This is a genomic window from Lysinibacillus sp. Ag94 (genome assembly GCF_023242215.1).
GTDB lineage: Bacteria > Bacillota > Bacilli > Bacillales_A > Planococcaceae > Lysinibacillus.
The window spans coordinates 557,262-579,664 of the sequence record NZ_CP096780.1 but is presented as its reverse complement, the minus strand read 5'-3'; the positions used below and the strand labels follow the sequence as shown (position 1 = coordinate 579,664).

The following is a 22,403-nucleotide window of genomic DNA, read 5'->3' as shown; positions in this document are numbered from 1 at the left end:
TCTATTCCTCATTTCTCAAAGCAGAAATAATAGGAGGATCAATTCTCGGAATTTTGCCGTCTAAAAACTGGTCTACAAGATCATTGTTATATTGATTGTAAACAAAACGTAGATGCTGTGGCATCCAATCATTACCTACCCAAAGTTTACCGTTTCCTTTTTGCGGATGATATTCTACTTGGTCAAGAGATGTTGTAGTTAAAATTGTAGATAAATCCTTAGCAACTTGAACGACCGCCTTACAAGCAACATCATGAAGCTCATCGCCATAATCTAAATTTGGCACTGATTGATGGACAATATCTCCTGCATCTAAACGCGCTGATAATCGGTGTACTGTCATACCTGCCCAATTTGGTCGTAACATAAAGAATGGCCAAAATAGTGTTGTGTTTCCTTTATACCAAGGTGATAGTCCACCATGAATATTCCATGCATGCTTTGGTAAAACATCTAACAACTCGTCAGATAACTTATGTATCCCATAACTAATAGCTATATCAAATGATTGTGAAGCAACCCACTTAATTGTTTCCTCACTATTTAATTGTGCCAATGACACATTTAAAGTTGGTATCTCAAGTTGTACTTTTTCATGTCCTACAAAATGGCGCTGTTCGGCTTCATCTCTATCTGCAAAATGTCGAATAAAATTCAAGCGATCGATTTCTTCTAGATTAGCTGATGGTTGAGGGACAAACGCTTCTCGAACTTCCATAACATGAGCAGCTACTATACCTAATTCAGCTAGTTTATTCACTACATATAAATGCCTCGGATGTGATCCTGTTAGTAATAATACTCTCACTAAAATAACTCCTTCTCGTCGTAAAATGGACCTTCAAGTAATTGATGTTCTTTTAATACATCAATTGAAATTTTATAATCCTCTAGTGAATAGTTTAAAGTTTTAGCTACATCGGATAATCTATGTTTCCCATCAGAATAACTTAAAAGTGTTAGTACTTGATTTAATTGTTGGCGATTATCTATTTTTTTGCTACTAGAGCTCCCCCATGTCCCAGGAGCGTTTATATCAGGATAAAGATCATATTTTCCTAGTTTTGGTTCACCAAATGGTTTTTTATTAATATAATAGCCATCTAATTCTTGCAGCTGTAAAATTTGTTCAATTTCATTGACACTATCTAATAAAGCTTCTATTGTCATATGCTCTTTTGTATCTAAAGAATTATGATAGCCTTGGTATGCTCCATATATCATTTTAGAGAACTGCCCTACTGGTAAATTAAAACCAGGCGAACAATATTGGCGTTCATCTGAACCAAACAATGGTGTAAATGGACGTATTGAATAACTATGTTGTCCGCTTGCACTTAAGTATGTTACCAAATTATTAAGTGGCGCATTAGTATTACGAGATTTCTTGTAACTAAGTTGATGCTCTTTACCACCCAAACAAGTTAATACTGCTCCGGAATACATATTCTCCTTTAAATGTTGTCCGTATTTTGATAAATAGGCAATAGATCCAATTGTTTCAGGTAAAAACACAAATCGATAAGTTAGCTCTCTATTTTCCCACTGTTTAATGCGATTATATAAAAAGGCCGCAACAATTGGTCCACTTAGTTCGTTATTAGCCATGGAAGGATGACAAATATATGTACTAATTAATACTTCTTTTTTTGATTTCCCAGGTAAAATTGCTTGCGCAAAGTTTAACTCACCATCAATTTTTTCACTATCAATATACACATGGTACTGTCCAGTTGGAAGAGCATCTAACTGATTTTGGCTCATGCAAAAACCCCAACGTTCCTTATAATAGGAAATTACATACGGCACAGCTTCTGGTAGATGTGGAATCGTATGTACATGTTTTTTTAATTCCTCTAGAGAAAGCCACATATCAATAGGTTCACTATAATTTACAACATGTAAATTTAAATCCTTTATATCAATGATTGTCTCACCATGCTCATCCTTAATCCAAGCTTCTCGGATAACCCACTCTTTTGGAATTTCCCAATCAAATACTTCTGTACCTGTTGGAATTCCTTCCATTTCAAGTGGAATATATTCTTGTAGGATACGAATGGTTTCTCGAACACCTTCTCCTGTAATACTACGCATAATCGGAAAAAGTCTGTCAAACAATTCGTCCATTTCTTTTAATTCATTCATAATAATAACTCCCAACTTAAAGGTGTTCCCTTTTTCACATCTTGCTTAACAGTCTTTCCAAGTACTAAATCATAGTATTTTGTTGGCAGCCCCAAACCTGGTCGAACATTCCGAAGATTTTCTTCTGTTAAAACGTCGCCTGCTTTTAAGTCTTCCCCTATATATAATGAACGTCGGAATTTAGTTGAGTCTTTTTCAGCTTCTGTTGGACCATATTGAATTTGCCCTAAGCTTTGCCACGCTCGTTCAGTTTCTTCTACAAGCATTTTTAACTCATGTGGCTCCATTGAAAATGCAGAATCAACTCCTCCATCAGCACGAGAGGTAGTGAAATGTTTTTCAACAACAGTTGCTCCAAGCGTTACGGCAGCAAGCGATACACCAACACCCATCGTATGGTCTGATAAACCAATTTCAGTACCAAACAACTCTCGCATATGAGGTATAGTGGCTAAATTAGAGTTTGCAGGTGTTGCAGGATATGTACTTGTACATTTTAATAATACAATTTGATGATTTCCTTCAGCTCTCGCAGCTCGAACCGCTTCATCAAGCTCTGCTGCTGTTGCCATACCAGTCGAAATAATAATTGGTTTACCAGTGCGAGCAACTTTTCTAATTAATGGAATATCCACATTTTCAAAGGATGCAATCTTATAAGCAGGTACATCCAAAGTTTCTAAAAAATCAACAGCTGTTTCGTCAAAAGGTGAACTGAAAGCTAGTAAGCCATGTTCTTTTGCACGATTAAAAATCGCCTCATGCCATTCCCAAGGGGTATAGGCCTCCTTATACAAATTATATAGGGAATTCCCTTTCCAAAGGTTGGCATCATCTTGAATAAAAAACTCCCCTGTGTGTACATCCAATGTAATGGTATCAGGTGTATATGTTTGTAGCTTTAACGCATCCACACCGGCTTCAGCTGCTAAATCTACTAAATGTAAAGCTCTTTCTAATGATTGATTATGATTGCCAGACATTTCTGCAATAATAAAAGGCTTTGCATCCTTACCAATTTCCTTATGTCCAATTTTAATCATGCTAACAACTCCAATATTTGTGATAACCAGGCATTTGGTTGGGATGTGGCTGTTAATTGTAATCCTATTTTTTCAAGTCTCGCCACATCTACATCGCCTAATCCATTTAGAAAATGTTTATACGTATCTACTGTGACATCTTCATGCCATCCTAAATTAATGACTGCTCCAAGTTGATCGGCATAGTTAGTTGTAATGAGCTGATTGTTAGCAACTATAGTACTTGAAGACGGGAGTCCAACATAGCAACGCTCCCACATTGAACTTCCACCTGCACCAATAGAAAAATCCGCTTGCCGCATAAGTTGTGCCATATAAGAGACTTGGCAATGATAGTGGTAATTTCGTTCACGACAAATTTGTTCAATTTCTTCTTTATGGACATTTCCATTGCCTACAACAACATCTACATGGGCAAATGTCAATTCTTCAAGTGCATTTAATATTTTTAGCGTTTCATTGGTTGGATCAGTTCCCCCCATAAATACAAGAAGTCGCTGAATCTCTTGATTACGCTGTCGGATTTGATGACGGGCTTCAATGAACTCTTCACGCATAATTAAATACTTCGGGCCCAATAATTTAATACAATGCTTTGGTACAAGCTCATCATAACGGTCTTCAAAGTTTGGCACTACATTTTGATCAAGCAGTGAATCACAATCATGTACTCTTGCCAAATCATCAATCACCACTATTTTTTTTGTATAAGCACGAATATTTTGTTCCCATTCCATATCAATCCCATAATGATCAATAATATAAAGATCTGCCTGTTCAGCCTTTACAATCGTTTCATAGCCTTGTTGTGCAACATAATCTATTAAATTGCCAGCATGTGGCTCCATCCAAAATCGAACACTACACCCTTCCAGCTTTAAATTATGAGCAATTGTTAAACAACGCATAACATGACCGCTTCCAATGTCTACAGATGCATCCGTACGGATAATTACATTTTTCATTAAATCACCGGCTTTTGTTCAATATGTGCATTTAATTTAGCGACATTAGGTGTTTCTCGTAAATAGCTAATAACCTCTGAACTTGATACTAACGGATTATTAAAATGTTTGGCTACTGCCGAAATCAACTCATAGTCTTCTGCAGTATCTAACGTGATACGCAACTCAGGAGCCATACGATTTGTTGGCACATTATATGTAACTGCATTAAATTCTTGAGGGAATTCATATGCATAATAAGTGACATGCTCACGATGACGTGGTTCAATCCCGATTTCGTGTATTCGTAAAAGGGACTCATAGGAAATAAGTTCAACCGCTAAACCACGAGGAAGCTCTCCATTCATTAAAACAATGTCCTTCTGCTCTTTTTCCATTAGTGAAACAATCTCACTTGCCATTTCATAATCAACAAAAGGGCAATCTGATGTAACACGCATAACATAATCAGGGTTATACATTTTAGCGCATTGCACATAGCGATCTAGTACATCATCTTCAGAACCACGGAAATATGCTACTTCATTCATTTCACACCATTTTGCAATTGCATCGTCCTGCGGTAAATTACTTGTTGCAACAATCACTTCACTAACTCCCTGAATTGCTCGACATCGCTTTATATCATATGTAAGTACATCCACATCCCCAAGCTGTTTTAAAATTTTACCAGGTAGACGTGATGAACCCATTCTTGCTTGGATGATTACAATTGTATTCATGACTGCACCTCTGGAATATATTTTTTAAACTTATTTCCAACCTCTTGCCAACGAGCTTTTGTCATTTCAAATACATAAACATCATGCCACGTATTATTTTTACATATATGGTGTTCATATTCCCCAACAAGACGCGCCCCCTGTTTTAAATGAAGCTTATGTACACCTACATTTATATCCATTACTTCACCAATTAACTTTTCTAAACCAAGCTCTGTAAATGCATAATTGTACATGTATGCACCTAAAAAGCCTGCAAGCATTGCATATTTCATATCACCAATATAAAAATTCCAGGCTCCACGTTTATGTCTCCAATCAATATCAGTAATTGAAATAAAGCCTATAATGTCATCTTTATATTCCATTAACCAGTAACAACCATTTTGATCAGCCCGAATGGTATTCAACCATTTCTTTTGATTTTCTAAACTATATTCAATATCTGTATACATATAGCGAGTTATATCTTCTCGTGTACGCCAATCTAAAATTTGCTGAAGATGCCGTTCTTCGATTTGTTTCCACTTCATACAATAATTACTTCCCTTGTAAATGATGTTAAAAAGCTTTGACCATCCCATACTCCCGTAAACTCCAAAGCTTTACCAATCGGAACTATGCGATCGATTCCTCTAGTTGTAATAGAATCCACTAAATTTTCAAGTTCCTTACGTTCAAAACCAAAATAAGCAATTGTTTGATCTTTATCTATTAGTACACCTGCTAAATCTTCCAATGTCTCTACAGTATATTCGTAAAACAATCCGCCGCCACAATGACGTTCACGGACATTTGCTGGCACATCAGATAGCTTTACACGTGAAAAATAAAGTCCATTTTCCAAACTACCTACAACACTTTCAGTTGCTAGTACAAGACTAGTGGTATATTTCAACACTTGTGTTGCTGCCATTAATTCATATTGCTTTTGCTGAATTTTTTTTTCGAACACTGTCCAAAACTTATTGATTGCTTCTTGGTTATCTCCAGACCAAACGATTAATCTTGGAGAAGAACACGCCATTTGATCAAACCAAAAAACATCATTATAAAACTGCTCTACAAAATTTTCTATTTCTTTTTCGTTTAACTTAGGGAGTGTCTCACTATTTAAAACTGCCAATGAGAATCGATCTGGAAAAGTAAGTTCATTGGCTAAAGGCGCTAGTGGTACATTTCGGATAGCAGAAATCGTTACGTCTCCACCCCAAATGACACGTGTCTGACAAGCAGAACTTAAGACGGCTGTTGCATTTTCCTCATGTCCATATGTACATATTATCGTCTGCATAGCAATTTTTTGAAATTCAGGACGAGTTAACTCCTCTATAATTATTTGCAATAGCACATTTAAGCCCTTTTGCTCCTTACTAGAAATTCGAATGATATTTCGATTGCCTGCTAACAACGACAACATCCAAGAATAAACAAAAATTGTATCAACATTCGAGGGCGCAATATGAAATACAGTTCCTCGCGCTCTTACTTTCTTTTGTGCAGTCCCTTGTTCAAATGCTGCTTGCATTTCCTTGATATTTGCCTTTCGAAGCCAGTAACCTAATGCTACAATTTCAGGCAATTCTCTTATACGAAGAAAACGCTTGGATAGAGCCTGTGTAAATGCCACTACCTCTTGGTCAAAAGGTCTATTTGGTTTATAAAAGGAAAGCTGCTCCATTGCAGACTCAAATGCAATATTTTCTGGCCAAAATAGATTCATTGCTTAGTCCCTCCTTGAAAAGTATCACTACAGCCCCGGAGCTCAGCCTTTGGAATTCTCCCAGCTACAGAGAAATATTTCCCTTTCCAACCACAAGGGCAATCATCTTCCCCATGAATGGTGCCTAAATCTTCTGTCAGCAATGAATGTCCTGGATAGCTTTTAGGCAGCTCACTTAACACCTGAATAAGCCCTTGTTCTCCATAAGGAACTGTCTCAAATGTAATAGGATTACGAATAATAATATCTGCATAGCTAGGCGTATGAAGATTTCCCATACTACACTCAATAAAAATAGATCCGACCTGTTCGACCATTCCGTAATAATTATGTACCTCCCGAATGCCTAACTGCTCATGTAGTAAGCGATTAAATGTAGATGAATCAACAGCTTCATCCTTCAGTTTTTTCCAACCACCACCGTGAATTAAAATACTGTCTCCAAAGTCAATATTAATGTCGCTTGCAATTGCTTCTTTATAGACATACTGCCAAATCATAAACGTAAAGCCGAACAATAAAATTTTTTGCCCTGCAAACTCCTTCAAAAAACCTTGTAAGCCCTCAATATCCAAACTCATATCATCATTTAATGCATAAAAATGCTTACGACCAAAATTAGAAAACCCTAATATACCAGCGCCACGAGCACTAAATGATTTTCGGTCTTTTAATACTGATTTGGTATCTAAAATAATCATTGGTAAACGTTTACTGCCAAGCAAGGGTTTCATCACTTCAACCAATGTTTTTGTTTGTGCAACAGATGTATCTTTGTCTAAGTAGATTTTAGACACCTGTTGCCCCGTTGTACCACTTGAAGTAAGTACTTTTATGACATTTTCTTGTGAAATCGACTTTAACTCTAAAAGCTTAAATACTTGCACCGGTAAGTAAGGTAAGTCTTCTAAAGTGGCAATTTTTTGTACAGCATTACTTTTTTCTATCATTGCCTTATATTCTTGGCAATTGTCCATATGCCATTTTGTTAGTGCAATAAGCTTATCTAATAGCTGCGCTGATTTTTGCTGTCGTTCCAAATGATATGGGGCAATCATAAACAAATCTCCTTTAATTTCATATAATCGGTCTTACCATTAGCTAAGCGAGGAATTTCTAATATGACCACCTTATAAGCTGACCGATGTAAATTATACAGTCCTTCAAGGTTTTCTTTAACATTGTCTATCTGTTCTTCTTTTTCAAGTACAACCACTAACTTATCGTCGTTACCAGTACATGCTATTGGTGCTTGAATGACTGCCTCTAACTTCTTCTCTACATCATCTAAATTAATCCTTAATCCAAATAACTTAATAAAACGTTTCATTCGTCCTGTAATAGTAAAATATCCCTCATTATCTACAGTTGCCGTATCACCCGTGTGTAGTATGCCGGATAATTCATCCCCTAATGATAAATCTTCTAAGCATTCCGCATATCCCATCATTACATTAGCACCTGTATAGATAAGTTCACTCGTCTCACTATCTATAGTCAAGTTTCCACCTGGTATGGCTATACCAATCGAATCTGATTTAGTAAGTACATATTCATATGGAATATAAGACATGCGCGGTGATGCCTCGGTTTGCCCATACATGACAAAAAACCGCTTATTATTTTGCTGTGCATATTCACCAAAAGCTTTTACTAATTTTTCATTTAGTCGCCCACCAGCTTGCGTCAGCGTCTTTAAATAAGGTAAATCCATTTTCATAAAACCAATACGTTGTAGCATCTGATAAGTAAATGGAACACCTGCAAGGGAAGTAGCTTTATGCTCACGAACTTCCTCCCAAAACGACTTTTCCATTACACTTTTGTCTGTCAATAAAATCGAAGCACCTGCTAAAATATGGCTATTAACAATTGACATGCCATATGAATAGGAGAGAGGTAAATTCATAATTGCTCGTTGGCTTTCATTAATTTGTAAATATTCGATAATCGATTCAGCGTTAGTACGAATATTTTCATAGGATAGTCGTACAAATTTTTGACTACCCGTAGTACCAGAAGTGCTAAGTAAGATTGCTAGATCCGGATGAATATGAATAGTCTTTTCCTTTATTCTAACTAAATGATTTTGGGAAGCTTCATAATTTTCAAAATCATCCAATCCGACAATCCATTTAGGTTGATATGTCTCTACTATGTTTTCTAGCAATTCTTTATTAATATCTGAAGCTAGTAGCATGACAGCTTGTTTACTATTTATTGCTGATATATAAGCTGATATTATATCAATTGAATTTTGACATAAAATTAACACCAACTCTTTTTTTTCACTTTTAAACTCAACTTTAGGAATTTCGTTATATGCAAAAGTTTGTTTATCTGTAATAATTGCTAATTCATTACCTTCTAAATAAAAAAAACTCATATACTCGCTCCTTTCAAAGAAAAAAGCATGGCTAAATAACCATGCCTCCGTCCACCCCAATGACTTGTCCAGTGACATAAGAAGACAAGTCCGATAATAAAAATGATATTACACTTGCAACTTCATCTGCCTGTCCAAATCGGTGCATTTTAATGTTATTAAGTACTCTTGCTTTACGTTCACCATCATAATGAGCTGTTAAATCTGTTTCAATAAAACCAGGTGCTACTGCGTTGACACGAATGTTTTTTAGAGCCCACTCTTTAGCAGCTGATTTTGTAAGTCCTACAACTGCTGCTTTACTTGCTGAATACGCCGCGCTCCCTTCAGCACCGTTCATACCAATAATTGAACTAATATTGACGATTGCACTCGATTCATTTTTTGTCATTAACTTTGCTGCGTATTGCATTTGTTGTAAAACAGCTGTGACATTAACATTCAACATATTTTGAATTTTTTCTGCTTTTACCATCCCTAGTAACCCTTCATCCATAACACCAGCATTATTAACTAAGCCATCGAGGCGCCCAAACTGCAGTTTAATTTTCTTAATAGCTTGTTTTATTCCTTCCTCGTCTGTCACATCATAAAGAACTATATAGGGCTCACATCTTGTATCACGGATAAATTCAACAGTCTTTTGCAAACTTTCTTCTGTCCGACCATGCAATATAACTTTGGCTCCATTTTTGGCTAATGTGATAGCTGTTGCTTGTCCAATACCACGGCTAGCACCTGTCACTAAAATGATTTTATCTTTTAGCATATAGTCACCCGCTTAAAACTTAATATCATATTTTGATAAAATCTCTTTTGCTTTGGCAAATGAGCTCATATCTAGTACATCATCTGTATCTAACATAATGTTAAATGAATCTTCTATTTCAGCTACTAGTGCCATATGAGAAACAGAATCCCATTCTGGAATAGAGTTGTATATTAAATTACTTATAACAATTTCCTTATCAACTTCTAAAGCTTCGGCAAAAATTTCTTTTAATCTCTGTTCATTATTTTTCATTATTCTTGCTCCTCTAAATAGTTTTCCCTTTTTATTAAATTACTTGATAATAATCTTTTTGTAATAATCAATGGAATATCCACTTTTTTATGAATAACCTCTAGATTTTTCTTAGCATCTAAATAGTTCGGTAGCTCAATACATGCCTTAGAGATTAACTGTTCTGCTTTAGATATATCTTTTTTAAACCTCAATACGCCAGTATTATTCAATAAAACGGCATTTTGTTGATCCAAAACTAACGCTTGCTCCCAAAAATTCAATGCATCATCACTATTTCCTAACTTATATTTTATTACTCCATTATAGAAATAATAAGCAATTTTTTTATCTACTTCGTTTAAACTATTAGGTTCTACATAGCTAAAATAACGTTGCGCCCCTTTAATATTTTCTCTGAATAGCTCAAAAATCCCTAAGCTTATTCCAATATCATTTATATGATATTTTTGTAAAGTTAACTCTGACTTAAATAATTCAGAGTCGTATCGTTTTAAGACTTTTAATGTTTTCTCGTGAAGTGCTTGCTTTTTAGAACTAACACTTTCATCATGCACACGATAATCTAATAAAACTTGATTTAAAGGGAATATTTTATAGCCCTCTAAAAGATACTCTAAGCTTATTTGATAATCATCAATTAAATCTAAAAAACCAACTTTAGAAAAGATTTCTGGACAATTCCTAATTGCCATTGTTCCTCCTAAACAATAATTTCGCTTCAATTGAAATAAAAATGCATTTTCTTCATTGATTTCTTTAGGAAGTCTAAAAAATTCACCTGTTGGTTTACTATTACTATCAATAATTCTTGCTTCAGAAATAGTAATTCCTACATCCTCATATTTTTCAAATATACTAAGAATTGAACCTATTCTATTTGGATAGGTAACATCATCTGCTGCTGAAAAAATTATTATTTTTCCTAATGAAGACTCGAGACCTTTTTTTAAAGCACCTGCGGGCCCTAAATTTTTTGGGTTTCTAATTAATTTAACGTTACATAATTTCTCCGTATAATATTTTGCAATATCTAAACTTCCATCTTGGCTACAATCATCAATTAGCACCAACTCATAGTCTAAAAACTCAGATTCTAAAACACTTTCAATTGCTTGTTTTAGGTCTCTTTTATTATTGTAGAATGGCATTACAAAAGATACTAAAGGAGACATTAGCGGCCCTCCTCATCACAAAGATATATTTCACTTGAAACTTGATTCCAAATAGCAGTTGCAACTATACCTTCATTTGCCTTGTATATTGGATACATTATGATCCCTCTACTTAACATTTTTTTATAAAACTTATCATATATTTTCTTTTCATAAGTTAATGAAGAAATTAAAATTACATCAATATCCAAATCTCCAATATCATCTACTGAGTATTTAGGATAATTTAAAAATTCACCTATAGAATCTGAACTATCTGTAAATCCTTTGAGTTCCATGTTGGCAAAATCGTAGAATTTTAATAAAGCCTTTGAATGCGAGCCAACACCCCAAATAAGTAATTTTTTTAACTTTTTCTCTAAAAATTCCTTCTCAATATCCTTTAATATATTACTCAAGTATAGATTATTAGCATCATTCATATAATAGCCTCTTACAATTAAGTTTGATGCAAAATTATTAAAATTTAATGGAGAATGTTCTATAAACACTCTTAAATCGCTAAGAGTAAATAATTCTTTATCGAAGATTTCTTCAAACATTGTCGCAACTTGTCCAATTGTATGGTATTTATTCACATACTCAAAACACTTCTCGCTGTGGATCTTTATTTTTTCAAGTTTTAGTTCATCTATCGAACTATACTTCACATTATTCTGCAATTCAACAAAGCTTCCTAAAGAATAATTTTTTGTTTCATATAACCATTTATATTCCATAAGCTCTACTCTTGAATTTGATGCATTTACAAGGACTGTTGGAATGCCTAATTTAGCTGCTTCTAAACAAGAAGTTCCCATTGCAAAAAGTAAATCTATTTTTTCAAATAAAAATTGACTTAAATCATTATTTTTTAACGTCCCAAGATTAACAATATTTATATTCCACTTTTTAGACTCTAGTTCCTTCTTTAATAGAAATTCATAGCTCCCAGAGCCTATAATATAAAAGTTAATTTCTTTATTTTTTTCTTTAGCATATTGGTCAACATCATTTAACACTTTAATTAAACTGTAAACTTTGTCATCCGATAACCTTCCAACCCATGCGTAATTTTTTATTTCCACTATTTTAAGGGCTTTGGCTTTATAACTTGAATTTTTTACAGCTATTGGAATATATTTTTCGCACTCTAAGCATATGTTGTAAACTTGTTTCGGAAAATCAAAATTCGACTGATCCATAAAATATAATGAATTATGGTGATACAGTGTATTAATTAATTGTGTATAATTCTCAAATGTTTCAGGAAATATCTTTGTTAATATTTCTTTCATTTCAAAAGGTTTAAAACTTTTGATGAATCCCCAAATCCCATATTCCCAAACTAAATTATGTGGGTGTAGTGACCAAAATATCAGTTTTACTTTTTTTTCTTCAGGTATTTCAAATTCTAGCGGAACTCTATGGATATGAGAAGCAGGTGCTACTAAAATACATTCTTCGTGAAGATAAATTTTATTAGGATAACTATATTCTATAACCTCAATATTAGAAGCTATTAGTTCATTTTTTATGTATCCCTCTTTTGAATCTATTAGCGAAACATCATATCCTTTTTTCTGTAAATATTTTGCTAACCAAATAAACTGATTAGCAACTCCATTTACTTCTTCAGTTGGATAAAAAAATATAATTCTTTTCACTATTTTCTTCGACCCCACATTTTAATAACTTTTCTCAATTTAGTATAGGTAACATTTTCTTTAGATAATAAAAATCCAAAATAGTGATTTCCATTAATATCTACAGATTGTGTTTTCTCAAATCCCAATCTTTTATTTATAGATTGCATTTTCAAATTATCTTCTTTGTTATAAGTAATAATTTTCTCTACATTTAATTCTTTAAAAGCAAAATCTAATATTAGTATTTCAGATTCTAATACATAGGGCTTTCTTAATGAAACTTCAGAGTCTACAACTAATCTTCCTTTTTCAATAATATTGTTTTTTAACTCATATAAAGAAGTAGTTCCTATAAATTGTTTGGTTTCTTTGCAAATAATTATCCAATAATAATCATTTTCTCTAAGAAAATATTCTGCTGCCCACTTTTTTTGGTCTTTTATTCCTAAATTGAAATTTTGACTTAAATAATACTTAGAATCTTTTAAATTTCTTATTCGAATAATATCTTCATCATAGTCACTACAATAGGGTATTAAATCAACAATTTCCCCAGTTATATTAGGTATCCTTTTCAAATTATTCACTATCCTTTATATTTGTTTATTACTTCAATTACAGTATCAATTTCTTCAGTAGAGTGAACAGGTGAAATTGGTAAACTTAAAATATTCTTGTGAATTTCTTCAGTTATAGGAAAGTGTTTATAATTTAGTTCGCTGTATGCTTTTTGTTTATGTGGGGGAATTGGGTAATGTATTAATGTTTCAATTTCATACTGTTTTAAATATTCTATAAAACTTTCTCTTCCTTCAACCAAAATCGGGAATACATGCCATACATTTTCTTTCTCCAGTGATTTCAGTGGTAATTTAACTCTTTCATTAGTTATTCCACTAATATATCTATTTGCTAATTCTATTCTTCTTTTATTTTCTTCTTCCAAATTTCCCAATTTCAAAGTTAATATTCCAGCTTGAAATTCATCTAATCGATGATTATATCCCTTATATATATTTTCATATTTTTTTAAGGAACCATAATTTCTTAATGCTTTTAATTTTTCATTAATCCGAGTATCGTTAGTAGTTATTGCACCTGCGTCTCCTAAAGCACCCAAATTTTTCCCTGGATAAAAACTAAATGCTGCAGCGTCACCAAAATTCCCTACTTTTATCTCTCCTATTTCTGCACCATGAGCTTGTGCCGCATCTTCAAATAATTTTAGATTATTCTCTGTACAAAAATCTTTAATTTCCCTAATTTGAGATACGACCCTTCCATATAAATGAACAACCATTACCCCTTTTGTCTTATTACTAATCACTTTTTTAATACTATCCAAAGAAATATTAAATGTGTTCAAATCAGGTTCAACAAGTACTGGTGTAGCACCTACCTCTGTGATTGCTAAAATAGTTGCTATATATGTATTTGATGGAACAATTACCTCATCACCAGGTCCAATATCGTATGCTCTTAATATTAATTTTAAAGCATCCAACCCATTGCTCACACCTATACAATGCTTTGCTCCACAATACTTTGCATACTTATCTTCAAATTCTTCAACCATACTACCGTTAATATACCAACCGCTTTCTAAAAACGTTTGTAACAAATCATGAAATTCTTTTTCATATTTAAGGTTAATATTTTTTAAATCTAAAAATTTAATCATATTTTTCATCCTTAACTGTTTCTACAAAGTCCTGATAATTGCGAATATAATCATCTTCCTGATATTCTTGATCGGCTAGTACTAAAAAAATACAATTATCGCTAAAACCAAACATTTTATGCCAAACTCTATTTTTACATAATAACATTTGATTAGATGCATTCATTTCATATATTGTTTGATTTTTTCCATCATCCAATAAAACTTTACAGCTTCCATTCAAACAGAGAAACGCTTGATTTAATGTTTTATGTGCGTGGAATCCTCTCGCTTTATCATCCCTTAAGTTATATAGGTAATAAACACGTTTTACCTCAAATGGAATTTCCTTCAAGTTCTCTATTACAACTAGGCTTCCTCTTTCATCACTTATATCTTTAAGTTCAACAAGACAATTATTCATTTTATCCCTCGTTATATTTTATTAAATACCAATCGATTGTTTCTTCTAACGCTTTTTCAAATGCTATTTGAGGCTTCCAGTTTAATTCTCGTTGAATTTTTGCAGGGTCGATTGCATAACGATAATCATGTCCAAAACGGTCAGCTACAAATTTAATTTGATTACGATAAGATACATCCTTAGGTACTCTCTCATCTAAAATGTCACAAATAGTATGAACTAGATGTAAATTCTTTTTTTCATTATGACCACCTATTAAGTATGTCTCTCCAACTTTGCCCTGATGTAAAACTGCATTAATTGCTGTACAATGATCTATAACAAATAGCCAATCTCGAACATTATCTCCCTCCCCGTAAATGGGTAGATCTAATCCTTTTAAAGCATTATAAATAATTTTTGGAATTAATTTTTCTTTATTTTGAAAAGGTCCAAAATTATTGGAACAGTTTGTAGTAATAACATTCATTCCATAAGTATGATAATAACTTCTCACAAGTAAATCGGACGCTGCCTTACTGGCACTATAAGGACTATTCGGGAGATATTTGGAATCCTCAGTGAAATAACCTTCCTCTCCAAGAGTCCCATATACCTCATCTGTTGAAATATGAATAAAGCGTGAATTGCGATATTTCTCTTTTATTTCAAATGGCTTAATAAACCATTCTTTATATGCTTGTTGTAATAGATTAAGTGTTCCCATAATATTAGTTTCGGCAAAAATAAAGGGATTTTCAATCGAATTATCAACATGTGATTCAGCCGCAAAATGAATAATGGTATCTATTTCATTTTCAATCATAACTTTTTCTATTATATCTTGATCACAAATGTTCGCCTTCAAAAATTTATAATTTTTATATTGTTCTAATTTTTGGATATTCGAATAATCGCTAGCATATGTTAAATTATCAATATTTATAACAAAATATTCAGGGTACTTCTCAATAATATATTTTAAAAAATTTGCCCCAATAAACCCTGCTCCACCTGTTACTAAAATTTTCCTCATATTTTAATCACCTGCAATTTCTAATAAATACTGTCCATAAAGAGATTTTTTCAACTCTTCTCCCAATTGAATTAACTGCTCTCTTGAAATATATCCTTGTCTATATGCAATTTCTTCAATACAAGCTATTTTGAAACCTTGTCTCATTTCAATTGTCTCAACAAATGATGATGCACTTAGTAATGATTCAAATGTACCCGTGTCCAACCAAGCAAATCCTCTTCCTAATAGTTCAACATTTAAACGTCCTTCATCTAAATATAAGTTATTTAAATCTGTAATTTCTAACTCTCCTCTACTAGAAGGCTCAAGCAATTTAGCTTTTTCTATAACATCATTACTATAAATATATAAGCCAGTAACTGCAAAATTAGATTTTGGATATTCTGGCTTTTCTTCTAGAGATTTCACTTTTAAACTATCATCAAATTCAACAACACCAAAACGTTCAGGATCTCTTACTTGATAGCCAAATAATGTAGCGCCAGTGTTATTTTTCACTGCATTTTTTAGTATTTCAGATAAACCTTGTCCAAAAAAAATATTATCCCCTAAAATTAATGCTACATCATCGTTACCGATAAACTCTTCACCTAAAATAAAAGCTTGTGGCAAACCGTCAGGATTTTCTTGTATCTTATATTCAATTTTCAACCCCAACTTTTCTCCGTTAGATAGAATACTCTCAAATAGTGGAATATCCCTCGGGGTTGAAATAATTAAGATATCTCTTATTCCTGCTAACATCAAAACAGACATAGAGTAATAGATCATAGGTTTATCATAAACAGGTAAAATTTGTTTTGAGATAGCTGATGTTAGAGGATATAATCTAGTTCCTTGACCACCTGCTAATATAATTCCTTTCATTATTACTTACTTCCTCTCTAAAATATTTTATGTAATATCAGATATGAATTTTAATTTTATTTCAGAAATTTACTATATACAAATTTTTCTTTTATTAAAATTGAATACATTTTTTCTTTGAACTTACTTTTGGTTTATATTAAATATTTTGTACGCTCATTAACTCTTTTTATGTAATTAATGAGTGAGATCCTATAACCTGCTACACCAATCATCTATATACCCTCCGCTAATTTACGCAATTCCTCAACTGTTAACCAGTTACTATTATTATCACTTGTATAAGAAAATCCATCTAATAAGGCCTTACCGCCCTCAGCGTATTTTTTGGACCACCATGAGAATTCAGGTTGGATTATATAATAGTCATCAAATTCTACAGTATGCCTTGCATCATCTTCCATAATCATTGCCTCATGCAATTTTTCACCTGGACGAATGCCAATAACATCAATTTCACACTCTGGAGCAATTGCACGTGCTAAATCCATAACCTTCATACTAGGAATTTTCGGCACAAAGATCTCACCACCGTGCATACGTGCTAAATTATCAAGCACAAATTGTACACCTTGATCTAGCGTAATCCAAAAACGTGTCATACGATCATCTGTCACTGGTACTCTACCTGTTTCTTTAATTTTTTTAAAGAAGGGGACAACACTGCCACGACTACCGACAACATTTCCATAACGTACAACCGAAAAGCTTGTTTTCTTATCTCCAACATAGGCATTTGCAGCAACAAATAGTTTGTCTGATGCTAATTTTGTAGCGCCATATAAGTTAACAGGTGCACATGCTTTATCTGTTGAAAGTGCAATGACTTTTTCTACACCACAGTCTATCGCAGCCTCAATAATATTTTGCGCACCTTGAATATTCGTTTTCACAGCTTCAAAAGGATTGTATTCACATGCATCTACATGCTTCATAGCGGCTGCATGAATAACAATTTCCACACCGTCAAACGCTCTGTGTAAACGATCTTGATCCCGCACATCCCCAATAAAAAAGCGAAGGCGTTTATCATCAAATTCTTGTTTCATTTCATATTGCTTTAATTCATCACGACTAAAAACAATTACTTTCTTTACACCTAGTGTTAATGCTTTATGTATAAACTTTTTCCCAAAGGAACCTGTTCCACCTGTGACAAGAACTGTTTTATTTTTTAATACGTTCATAGTGCGTATATCTCCATTCTGATTCATTCATTTTATGTATTTTATTATATAACCATCTTCTATCTATATATATCGACAAAATTCCTCAATAATAAATAAAAACCTACATCTCAGTAGGCTTTTATTTTGAATTAACAATTCTATTCAGTTCATTTTGGTTTATATATAGTACTTTAGGTATAAAAACACCTTGCTCTGATGTAGTATAAAGTTTTTTTGACATTCGTTTAGCCTTATTTTCTATCCACCTTGTATAGACTTGCAAATTCGGAGTCGTATAAACTAAAGAGCCATCATTTGCAAGAACTTCTCTTATATTTAAATCATCACTGACTGCCCGTCCAGATGTAGAACCTTTGGCATGAGTTTGATTACCTACAAACCCTAGATCTTGTCCGAATAAAATAATCTCTTCAAAATCCAAATAGTCTAGTAAGCTAATAGCAACTGTAGATACAGAGCCCCCCGTCTCAAACAGAGGCATTTTATGCTTTTCTGCAGCTACTTCGGCTAATGGATACCCCTGTTGAAATATTATATAAGAGTCTCCCTCATGATTCATAACAGTTTTGGCATTAGCAGTGCTTAAAAAATATAATGGCCCTAGATATCCTGAACCTTTAATTTGTTTAATAATGTCAGGCTTTGCATCTGAAATTACAGCTGCTGTGGGTGTTATTCCATTTAGTAATAATAATTTTAATGCAGAGCCTACTACAAATACTTCAACTTTATCCTGTATCTCCTTTAACCAGCTTACTGTGTTATTAAGTGATGGTCCTGATGCAACAATACATGCAATTTTCTTTTTATATTTTGGGTAATTTCGTATTTTTGGAGATATTTGCATGTTGCAGTTAAAATTATTTTCCAGCAAATCAGCAGATCTTTTATAGGTTACTTGATTAATTTTTATATCTTCTAAATAAGTAAATAGTGGATGGTCTTGTCCAATTGCTTTTATCCAACTACCAGGAATCAGCACCTGGGTCTTTTCATTCAATATAAAATCTTTTAAATCATGAATAACTTCTATTTTTAATAGTAAATCATCAGATTCTTTGTTATTTAAAAATAATTCATATTCTAATTCTTCAAAGAAATATACAATGACTCTTTTACCTTTTGCTAATTGTGCTAATCTTTCCGCATGATAGCCAAGACCTAGACCGATTAAGAAATATTGGTCCATGGATTCCACAAACTCACTATCTATCCATTTCCAAGCATCTTCCCTAGGTCTATATTTACTATAAACAGCATAATTATTTAACGTTAATGTTGCTTCTCCATTTTTCGCGGTAGCAACTTCCCAATTCATTAGTTTTCAAACCCTTCAATTGGCGATAGTTGCTCAAAAAATGGTGCGATTTCATATTCAAACATATCAGCAACTAATACATAATCTTGCAGCTCTAGCCCACTATTTATTTCATTTAAAAACTCATGAATTTGTTCAACTGGTAAGTTAACTGTTACTTTATTTTTAGAAAGTAAATCACTTGCTTCCAATAACCAGCCCATTCCTTCTGAAAACTGTAAAATCATTTGCATAGCTTCTGGTACTTCATCTTTACGTAAATGTTCTGCAATTTGAATACTTCCTGAAGCTACTTTTAAAATATATTCATTGTAACTATTAATTACTTCCAATACTTCATTCATTGTTTTCAACCTCACTATTTTCTAATACATTTTTGATGCACTGCTCTGTATAATTTATAGCATCTTGTAGCTGTGTATATAATGCTTTAGTTTGCCTATTAACCCGTTTATACGTTTCAATTGTAGTTTCATTCTCAACTGGTAAATAATGATTTAAAATATCTATTGTAATAGAATTAGTCATTGGCTCCATAGGAATTTTATCAAGAAGCTTATTAACTTTCTTCTCTATACTATCTAATTTCTTTAGCGCTTTTTGATCAATCTGATTTATTGACTCTATTTTTTTTACAATAGTTAACCCTTTAATTAATAATTCTTTTAGTTCATTTAAATTAATAAGAATTTGTTTTAATTTATCATGAATATCCAAGTGTAGGCGAGTATCATTTACTTTTGTTACTTTAGATATTTCTATATCACTTGCGAATTTTTTTAGAAAGCCTTCGAAAGTTAACTGCTCAAATCCATTTATCTTAATACCGCCTTCAGTACAATTAAAATAAGGTGCATCTGGCTTTCTTACCATGATAAGCGCTTCAAAATCTAATTTCATTGATTGGAAGACAGGGTTTGTCCAAACAGGCTCTCCATAATATCCTTCGACTTGAAAAGCTTCTTGCTCTTTAATAAATGCTTCATCAATCTTTCTAGCATTTTTATTGTTTGCAGCATGTGTTAAATTATCGGTATACGCTAAATCCTGACCGATTAATGCAATTGGCCCAGACGAAATATAATGGGCGATATTAAAAGCAGCATGTGCCACACTGCCGCCATACTCTAAAGTAGGCAATTTTAAATTTAACTCTTTTTCAAGGTAATTTGATAATTTATTGAAACTATGTGTTCCAATTAAATATCCTCTTTGCGAGAAAGATCCTCTAACCTTATAGTGATTTTGCATACTATAAATTATTTCAGCATTTTTTAAATCCAATTGTTTAAAATGGTTGTAATTTGGTTCGCCACCATCTATTGTTACAACATAATCAGGCTCAATATCATTACTTACTAATGAATTAGTCGTTGAGCCAGCTGAAATTAATATCATATTATTTCTATATTTTTTTAATAAAGGTATTTGTTTCGTTAAAGAAGGGCCCCCAGAAGCTATCACTACAGGGCAATTATATTGTTTATGTAACTTCTCAATTGTACAATCTTCGTTAAGATTACGTAAATTTTCAATAAAATTACGTTGCCATTCTTTCGCATAGCGTATTAACGTATAATCATTTGTCCTATTTTTATATTGTAGATCAACTATTTTTTTTAGCAATTCTTTGTACTCATTCGGAAATACTTTTTCATAATTTGGAGTACATATCGTTTTAAATGATACACGCGTATTTGCAGCAATCTCATTTATATAAAGCTCGAATATAGGAATAACCTTACTATTAAACGCAAATAGATTAGATGCTTGATGTTTAAGTTCTAAAGTTTGGTTATTAAATAAAGGATCTACCACAATTATATTTTCTTCAAATGATCTACGGTTTAATAACGCTTCTACAATATAACCACATCCATAACCAAAAATGATATGAGTGTGATGTGGTGTATATTGGCGACCTACTAATTGTTCAGCTTCTTTAATAGGGTTATATTTACTATGTATAAAATACTCATTTATTTTTAATGTCTCATTTCCAGTTTTAGCTTGCAAGAACTCAACACTTATACTCAAAACGTATCACCTCAATACTTCTATCAACATATATTTAAATATTTAAAAAAACCTCTAGCCAAAGCTAGAGGTTTAGCGTTTAAAATTAACCTAATAATTGAAGAACGCCTTGTGGTTGTTGGTTAGCTTGAGCTAACATTGATTGTGCAGCTTGCATTAAGATGTTGTTTTTAGTGAAGCCCATCATCTCTTTAGCCATATCTGTGTCACGGATACGTGATTCAGCAGCTGATAAGTTTTCAGAAGTTGCACCTAAGTTGTTAATAGTGTGCTCTAGACGGTTTTGAACCGCACCTAATGATGCACGAGTTTCAGATACACGGTTTAGTGCTTTGTCGATAATAGTAATTGAGTTATCTGCTGCAGTTTGAGTAGAGATATTAATACCTGTTTTACCAATTGTATCAGTTGCATTTAACTCTTTTACATCATCAGCTTTAGCTGCAGAGTTTACACCAAGTGATGTAGCTGACATGTTACTAATACTTAAATTGATTGATTGACCAGAGTTAGCACCAATGTGGAACACTTTACCTCCATCAGCAGTTGCTTTATTGATATCGTATTTATCACCATCTCCAACTTTACCACCAAATTTACCGTTTAGTAATTTTTGAGTGTTGAACTCAGTATCAGTAGAAATACGAGTAATTTCTTCTGCTAAAGAGTTGATTTCTAATTGAAGAGCAGCACGGTCAGAAGATACGTTTGTATCGTTCGCAGATTGTACTGATAATTCGCGCATACGTTGTAAGATAGAGTGAGTTTCGTTAAGAGCACCCTCAGCAGTTTGGATTAAAGAGATTGAATCTTGAGCGTTTTTAGTAGCCATATCAAGACCACGGATTTGTCCACGCATTTTTTCAGAGATTGCTAAACCAGCAGCGTCATCGCCTGCACGGTTGATTTTGTAACCTGAAGATAATTTCTCAAGGTTTTTTGAAGCTTGAGTGTTGTTGAAAGTAAGGTTACGGTGTGTGTTTAAAGCTGAAATGTTGTGTTGAATTCTCATTTGGAATTCCTCCTTGAATGTTTGTTTTGTTATTCCACATCCGTGTGGAATTTCGGATTAGGT

At 33.0% G+C, this 22,403-nt stretch carries 23 protein-coding genes; all 23 read right to left on the bottom strand.

Going from position 1 to position 22,403, the window contains the following annotated elements; genetic code table 11:
* Position 1: 1 nt before the first annotated feature.
* The 23 genes from MY533_RS02550 to hag all read right to left on the bottom strand — a co-directional run bounded on the left by MY533_RS02550 (position 2) and on the right by hag (position 22,340).
* Entirely contained in the window at positions 2 to 808 is an 807-nt protein-coding gene (locus MY533_RS02550; protein ID WP_248717916.1) for a formyltransferase family protein, read from the bottom strand.
* On the bottom strand, positions 808 to 2,148 hold the full coding sequence (locus tag MY533_RS02545) for a DUF4910 domain-containing protein (RefSeq protein WP_248717915.1): 1,341 nt from the start codon (positions 2,146 to 2,148) through the stop codon (positions 808 to 810). The genes MY533_RS02550 and MY533_RS02545 overlap by 1 nt, the downstream gene beginning before the upstream one ends.
* On the bottom strand, positions 2,145 to 3,191 hold the full coding sequence (gene pseI / locus MY533_RS02540) for a pseudaminic acid synthase (protein WP_248717914.1): 1,047 nt from the start codon (positions 3,189 to 3,191) through the stop codon (positions 2,145 to 2,147). Before pseI ends, MY533_RS02545 begins: the two co-directional genes overlap by 4 nt.
* Complete coding sequence (pseG, locus tag MY533_RS02535; RefSeq protein ID WP_248717913.1) at positions 3,188 to 4,156, bottom strand: UDP-2,4-diacetamido-2,4,6-trideoxy-beta-L-altropyranose hydrolase; 969 nt, start codon at positions 4,154 to 4,156, stop codon at positions 3,188 to 3,190. Before pseG ends, pseI begins: the two co-directional genes overlap by 4 nt.
* On the bottom strand, positions 4,156 to 4,878 hold the full coding sequence (locus MY533_RS02530) for a glycosyltransferase family protein (RefSeq protein ID WP_248717912.1): 723 nt from the start codon (positions 4,876 to 4,878) through the stop codon (positions 4,156 to 4,158). Before MY533_RS02530 ends, pseG begins: the two co-directional genes overlap by 1 nt.
* Positions 4,875 to 5,411 carry a UDP-4-amino-4,6-dideoxy-N-acetyl-beta-L-altrosamine N-acetyltransferase gene (gene pseH / locus MY533_RS02525; RefSeq protein WP_248717911.1) on the bottom strand — a complete coding sequence of 179 codons (537 nt, stop codon included), beginning with the start codon at positions 5,409 to 5,411 and terminating at the stop codon, positions 4,875 to 4,877. Before pseH ends, MY533_RS02530 begins: the two co-directional genes overlap by 4 nt.
* A complete protein-coding gene (locus tag MY533_RS02520; protein WP_248717910.1) occupies positions 5,408 to 6,601 on the bottom strand; it encodes an acyl-CoA reductase in 1,194 nt (397 codons plus the stop codon). The genes pseH and MY533_RS02520 overlap by 4 nt, the downstream gene beginning before the upstream one ends.
* On the bottom strand, positions 6,598 to 7,659 hold the full coding sequence (locus MY533_RS02515; protein ID WP_248717909.1) for a LuxE/PaaK family acyltransferase: 1,062 nt from the start codon (positions 7,657 to 7,659) through the stop codon (positions 6,598 to 6,600). Before MY533_RS02515 ends, MY533_RS02520 begins: the two co-directional genes overlap by 4 nt.
* Positions 7,656 to 8,987 (bottom strand): AMP-binding protein, encoded by a 1,332-nt coding sequence (locus MY533_RS02510; RefSeq protein ID WP_248717908.1) that lies wholly within the window; start codon positions 8,985 to 8,987, stop codon positions 7,656 to 7,658. The genes MY533_RS02515 and MY533_RS02510 overlap by 4 nt, the downstream gene beginning before the upstream one ends.
* Positions 8,988 to 9,018: 31 nt before the next feature.
* Entirely contained in the window at positions 9,019 to 9,756 is a 738-nt protein-coding gene (locus MY533_RS02505) for an SDR family NAD(P)-dependent oxidoreductase (RefSeq protein ID WP_248717907.1), read from the bottom strand.
* Between the two features lie 12 nt (positions 9,757 to 9,768).
* Positions 9,769 to 10,011: an acyl carrier protein gene (locus tag MY533_RS02500; protein WP_248717906.1), complete on the bottom strand. Its 243-nt coding sequence runs from the start codon at positions 10,009 to 10,011 to the stop codon at positions 9,769 to 9,771.
* The gene (locus MY533_RS02495) at positions 10,011 to 11,186 is read right to left on the bottom strand and encodes a glycosyltransferase (protein ID WP_248717905.1); all 1,176 of its coding nucleotides are present in this window, start codon (positions 11,184 to 11,186) and stop codon (positions 10,011 to 10,013) included. Before MY533_RS02495 ends, MY533_RS02500 begins: the two co-directional genes overlap by 1 nt.
* Complete coding sequence (locus MY533_RS02490) at positions 11,186 to 12,832, bottom strand: glycosyltransferase (RefSeq protein WP_248717904.1); 1,647 nt, start codon at positions 12,830 to 12,832, stop codon at positions 11,186 to 11,188. The genes MY533_RS02495 and MY533_RS02490 overlap by 1 nt, the downstream gene beginning before the upstream one ends.
* On the bottom strand, positions 12,832 to 13,392 hold the full coding sequence (locus MY533_RS02485) for a GNAT family N-acetyltransferase (RefSeq protein ID WP_248717903.1): 561 nt from the start codon (positions 13,390 to 13,392) through the stop codon (positions 12,832 to 12,834). Before MY533_RS02485 ends, MY533_RS02490 begins: the two co-directional genes overlap by 1 nt.
* Before the next feature lie 8 nt (positions 13,393 to 13,400).
* Positions 13,401 to 14,495, bottom strand: a complete 1,095-nt coding sequence (locus MY533_RS02480; RefSeq protein WP_248717902.1) for a DegT/DnrJ/EryC1/StrS family aminotransferase — start codon at positions 14,493 to 14,495, stop codon at positions 13,401 to 13,403.
* Positions 14,488 to 14,898 (bottom strand): sugar 3,4-ketoisomerase, encoded by a 411-nt coding sequence (locus tag MY533_RS02475; protein WP_248717901.1) that lies wholly within the window; start codon positions 14,896 to 14,898, stop codon positions 14,488 to 14,490. Before MY533_RS02475 ends, MY533_RS02480 begins: the two co-directional genes overlap by 8 nt.
* Position 14,899: 1 nt before the next feature.
* A complete protein-coding gene (gene rfbB, locus MY533_RS02470; RefSeq protein WP_248717900.1) occupies positions 14,900 to 15,913 on the bottom strand; it encodes a dTDP-glucose 4,6-dehydratase in 1,014 nt (337 codons plus the stop codon).
* Between the two features lie 3 nt (positions 15,914 to 15,916).
* Positions 15,917 to 16,783, bottom strand: a complete 867-nt coding sequence (gene rfbA / locus MY533_RS02465) for a glucose-1-phosphate thymidylyltransferase RfbA (RefSeq protein ID WP_248717899.1) — start codon at positions 16,781 to 16,783, stop codon at positions 15,917 to 15,919.
* 215 nt (positions 16,784 to 16,998) lie between these two features.
* Complete coding sequence (gene pseB / locus MY533_RS02460; RefSeq protein ID WP_248717898.1) at positions 16,999 to 17,970, bottom strand: UDP-N-acetylglucosamine 4,6-dehydratase (inverting); 972 nt, start codon at positions 17,968 to 17,970, stop codon at positions 16,999 to 17,001.
* Between the two features lie 121 nt (positions 17,971 to 18,091).
* The gene (locus tag MY533_RS02455) at positions 18,092 to 19,291 is read right to left on the bottom strand and encodes a motility associated factor glycosyltransferase family protein (protein ID WP_248717897.1); all 1,200 of its coding nucleotides are present in this window, start codon (positions 19,289 to 19,291) and stop codon (positions 18,092 to 18,094) included.
* Complete coding sequence (locus MY533_RS02450; protein ID WP_248717896.1) at positions 19,291 to 19,635, bottom strand: DUF8042 domain-containing protein; 345 nt, start codon at positions 19,633 to 19,635, stop codon at positions 19,291 to 19,293. Before MY533_RS02450 ends, MY533_RS02455 begins: the two co-directional genes overlap by 1 nt.
* Complete coding sequence (locus MY533_RS02445) at positions 19,628 to 21,328, bottom strand: motility associated factor glycosyltransferase family protein (RefSeq protein WP_248717895.1); 1,701 nt, start codon at positions 21,326 to 21,328, stop codon at positions 19,628 to 19,630. The genes MY533_RS02450 and MY533_RS02445 overlap by 8 nt, the downstream gene beginning before the upstream one ends.
* An 85-nt stretch (positions 21,329 to 21,413) precedes the next feature.
* Positions 21,414 to 22,340 (bottom strand): flagellin Hag, encoded by a 927-nt coding sequence (gene hag, locus MY533_RS02440; RefSeq protein WP_248717894.1) that lies wholly within the window; start codon positions 22,338 to 22,340, stop codon positions 21,414 to 21,416.
* Between the last annotated feature and the right edge of the window lie 63 nt (positions 22,341 to 22,403).

Coding starts and splice junctions, on each gene's coding strand:
- MY533_RS02545 (WP_248717915.1), bottom strand. CDS start 2,148: ATGAATGAATTAAAAGAAATGGACGAATTGTTTGACAGACTTTTTCCG.
- pseI (WP_248717914.1), bottom strand. CDS start 3,191: ATGATTAAAATTGGACATAAGGAAATTGGTAAGGATGCAAAGCCTTTT.
- pseG (WP_248717913.1), bottom strand. CDS start 4,156: ATGAAAAATGTAATTATCCGTACGGATGCATCTGTAGACATTGGAAGC.
- MY533_RS02530 (WP_248717912.1), bottom strand. CDS start 4,878: ATGAATACAATTGTAATCATCCAAGCAAGAATGGGTTCATCACGTCTA.
- pseH (WP_248717911.1), bottom strand. CDS start 5,411: ATGAAGTGGAAACAAATCGAAGAACGGCATCTTCAGCAAATTTTAGAT.
- MY533_RS02520 (WP_248717910.1), bottom strand. CDS start 6,601: ATGAATCTATTTTGGCCAGAAAATATTGCATTTGAGTCTGCAATGGAG.
- MY533_RS02515 (WP_248717909.1), bottom strand. CDS start 7,659: ATGATTGCCCCATATCATTTGGAACGACAGCAAAAATCAGCGCAGCTA.
- MY533_RS02510 (WP_248717908.1), bottom strand. CDS start 8,987: ATGAGTTTTTTTTATTTAGAAGGTAATGAATTAGCAATTATTACAGAT.
- MY533_RS02505 (WP_248717907.1), bottom strand. CDS start 9,756: ATGCTAAAAGATAAAATCATTTTAGTGACAGGTGCTAGCCGTGGTATT.
- MY533_RS02500 (WP_248717906.1), bottom strand. CDS start 10,011: ATGAAAAATAATGAACAGAGATTAAAAGAAATTTTTGCCGAAGCTTTA.
- MY533_RS02495 (WP_248717905.1), bottom strand. CDS start 11,186: ATGTCTCCTTTAGTATCTTTTGTAATGCCATTCTACAATAATAAAAGA.
- MY533_RS02480 (WP_248717902.1), bottom strand. CDS start 14,495: ATGATTAAATTTTTAGATTTAAAAAATATTAACCTTAAATATGAAAAA.
- MY533_RS02475 (WP_248717901.1), bottom strand. CDS start 14,898: ATGAATAATTGTCTTGTTGAACTTAAAGATATAAGTGATGAAAGAGGA.
- rfbB (WP_248717900.1), bottom strand. CDS start 15,913: ATGAGGAAAATTTTAGTAACAGGTGGAGCAGGGTTTATTGGGGCAAAT.
- rfbA (WP_248717899.1), bottom strand. CDS start 16,783: ATGAAAGGAATTATATTAGCAGGTGGTCAAGGAACTAGATTATATCCT.
- pseB (WP_248717898.1), bottom strand. CDS start 17,970: ATGAACGTATTAAAAAATAAAACAGTTCTTGTCACAGGTGGAACAGGT.
- MY533_RS02455 (WP_248717897.1), bottom strand. CDS start 19,291: ATGAATTGGGAAGTTGCTACCGCGAAAAATGGAGAAGCAACATTAACG.
- MY533_RS02450 (WP_248717896.1), bottom strand. CDS start 19,635: ATGAATGAAGTATTGGAAGTAATTAATAGTTACAATGAATATATTTTA.
- hag (WP_248717894.1), bottom strand. CDS start 22,340: ATGAGAATTCAACACAACATTTCAGCTTTAAACACACACCGTAACCTT.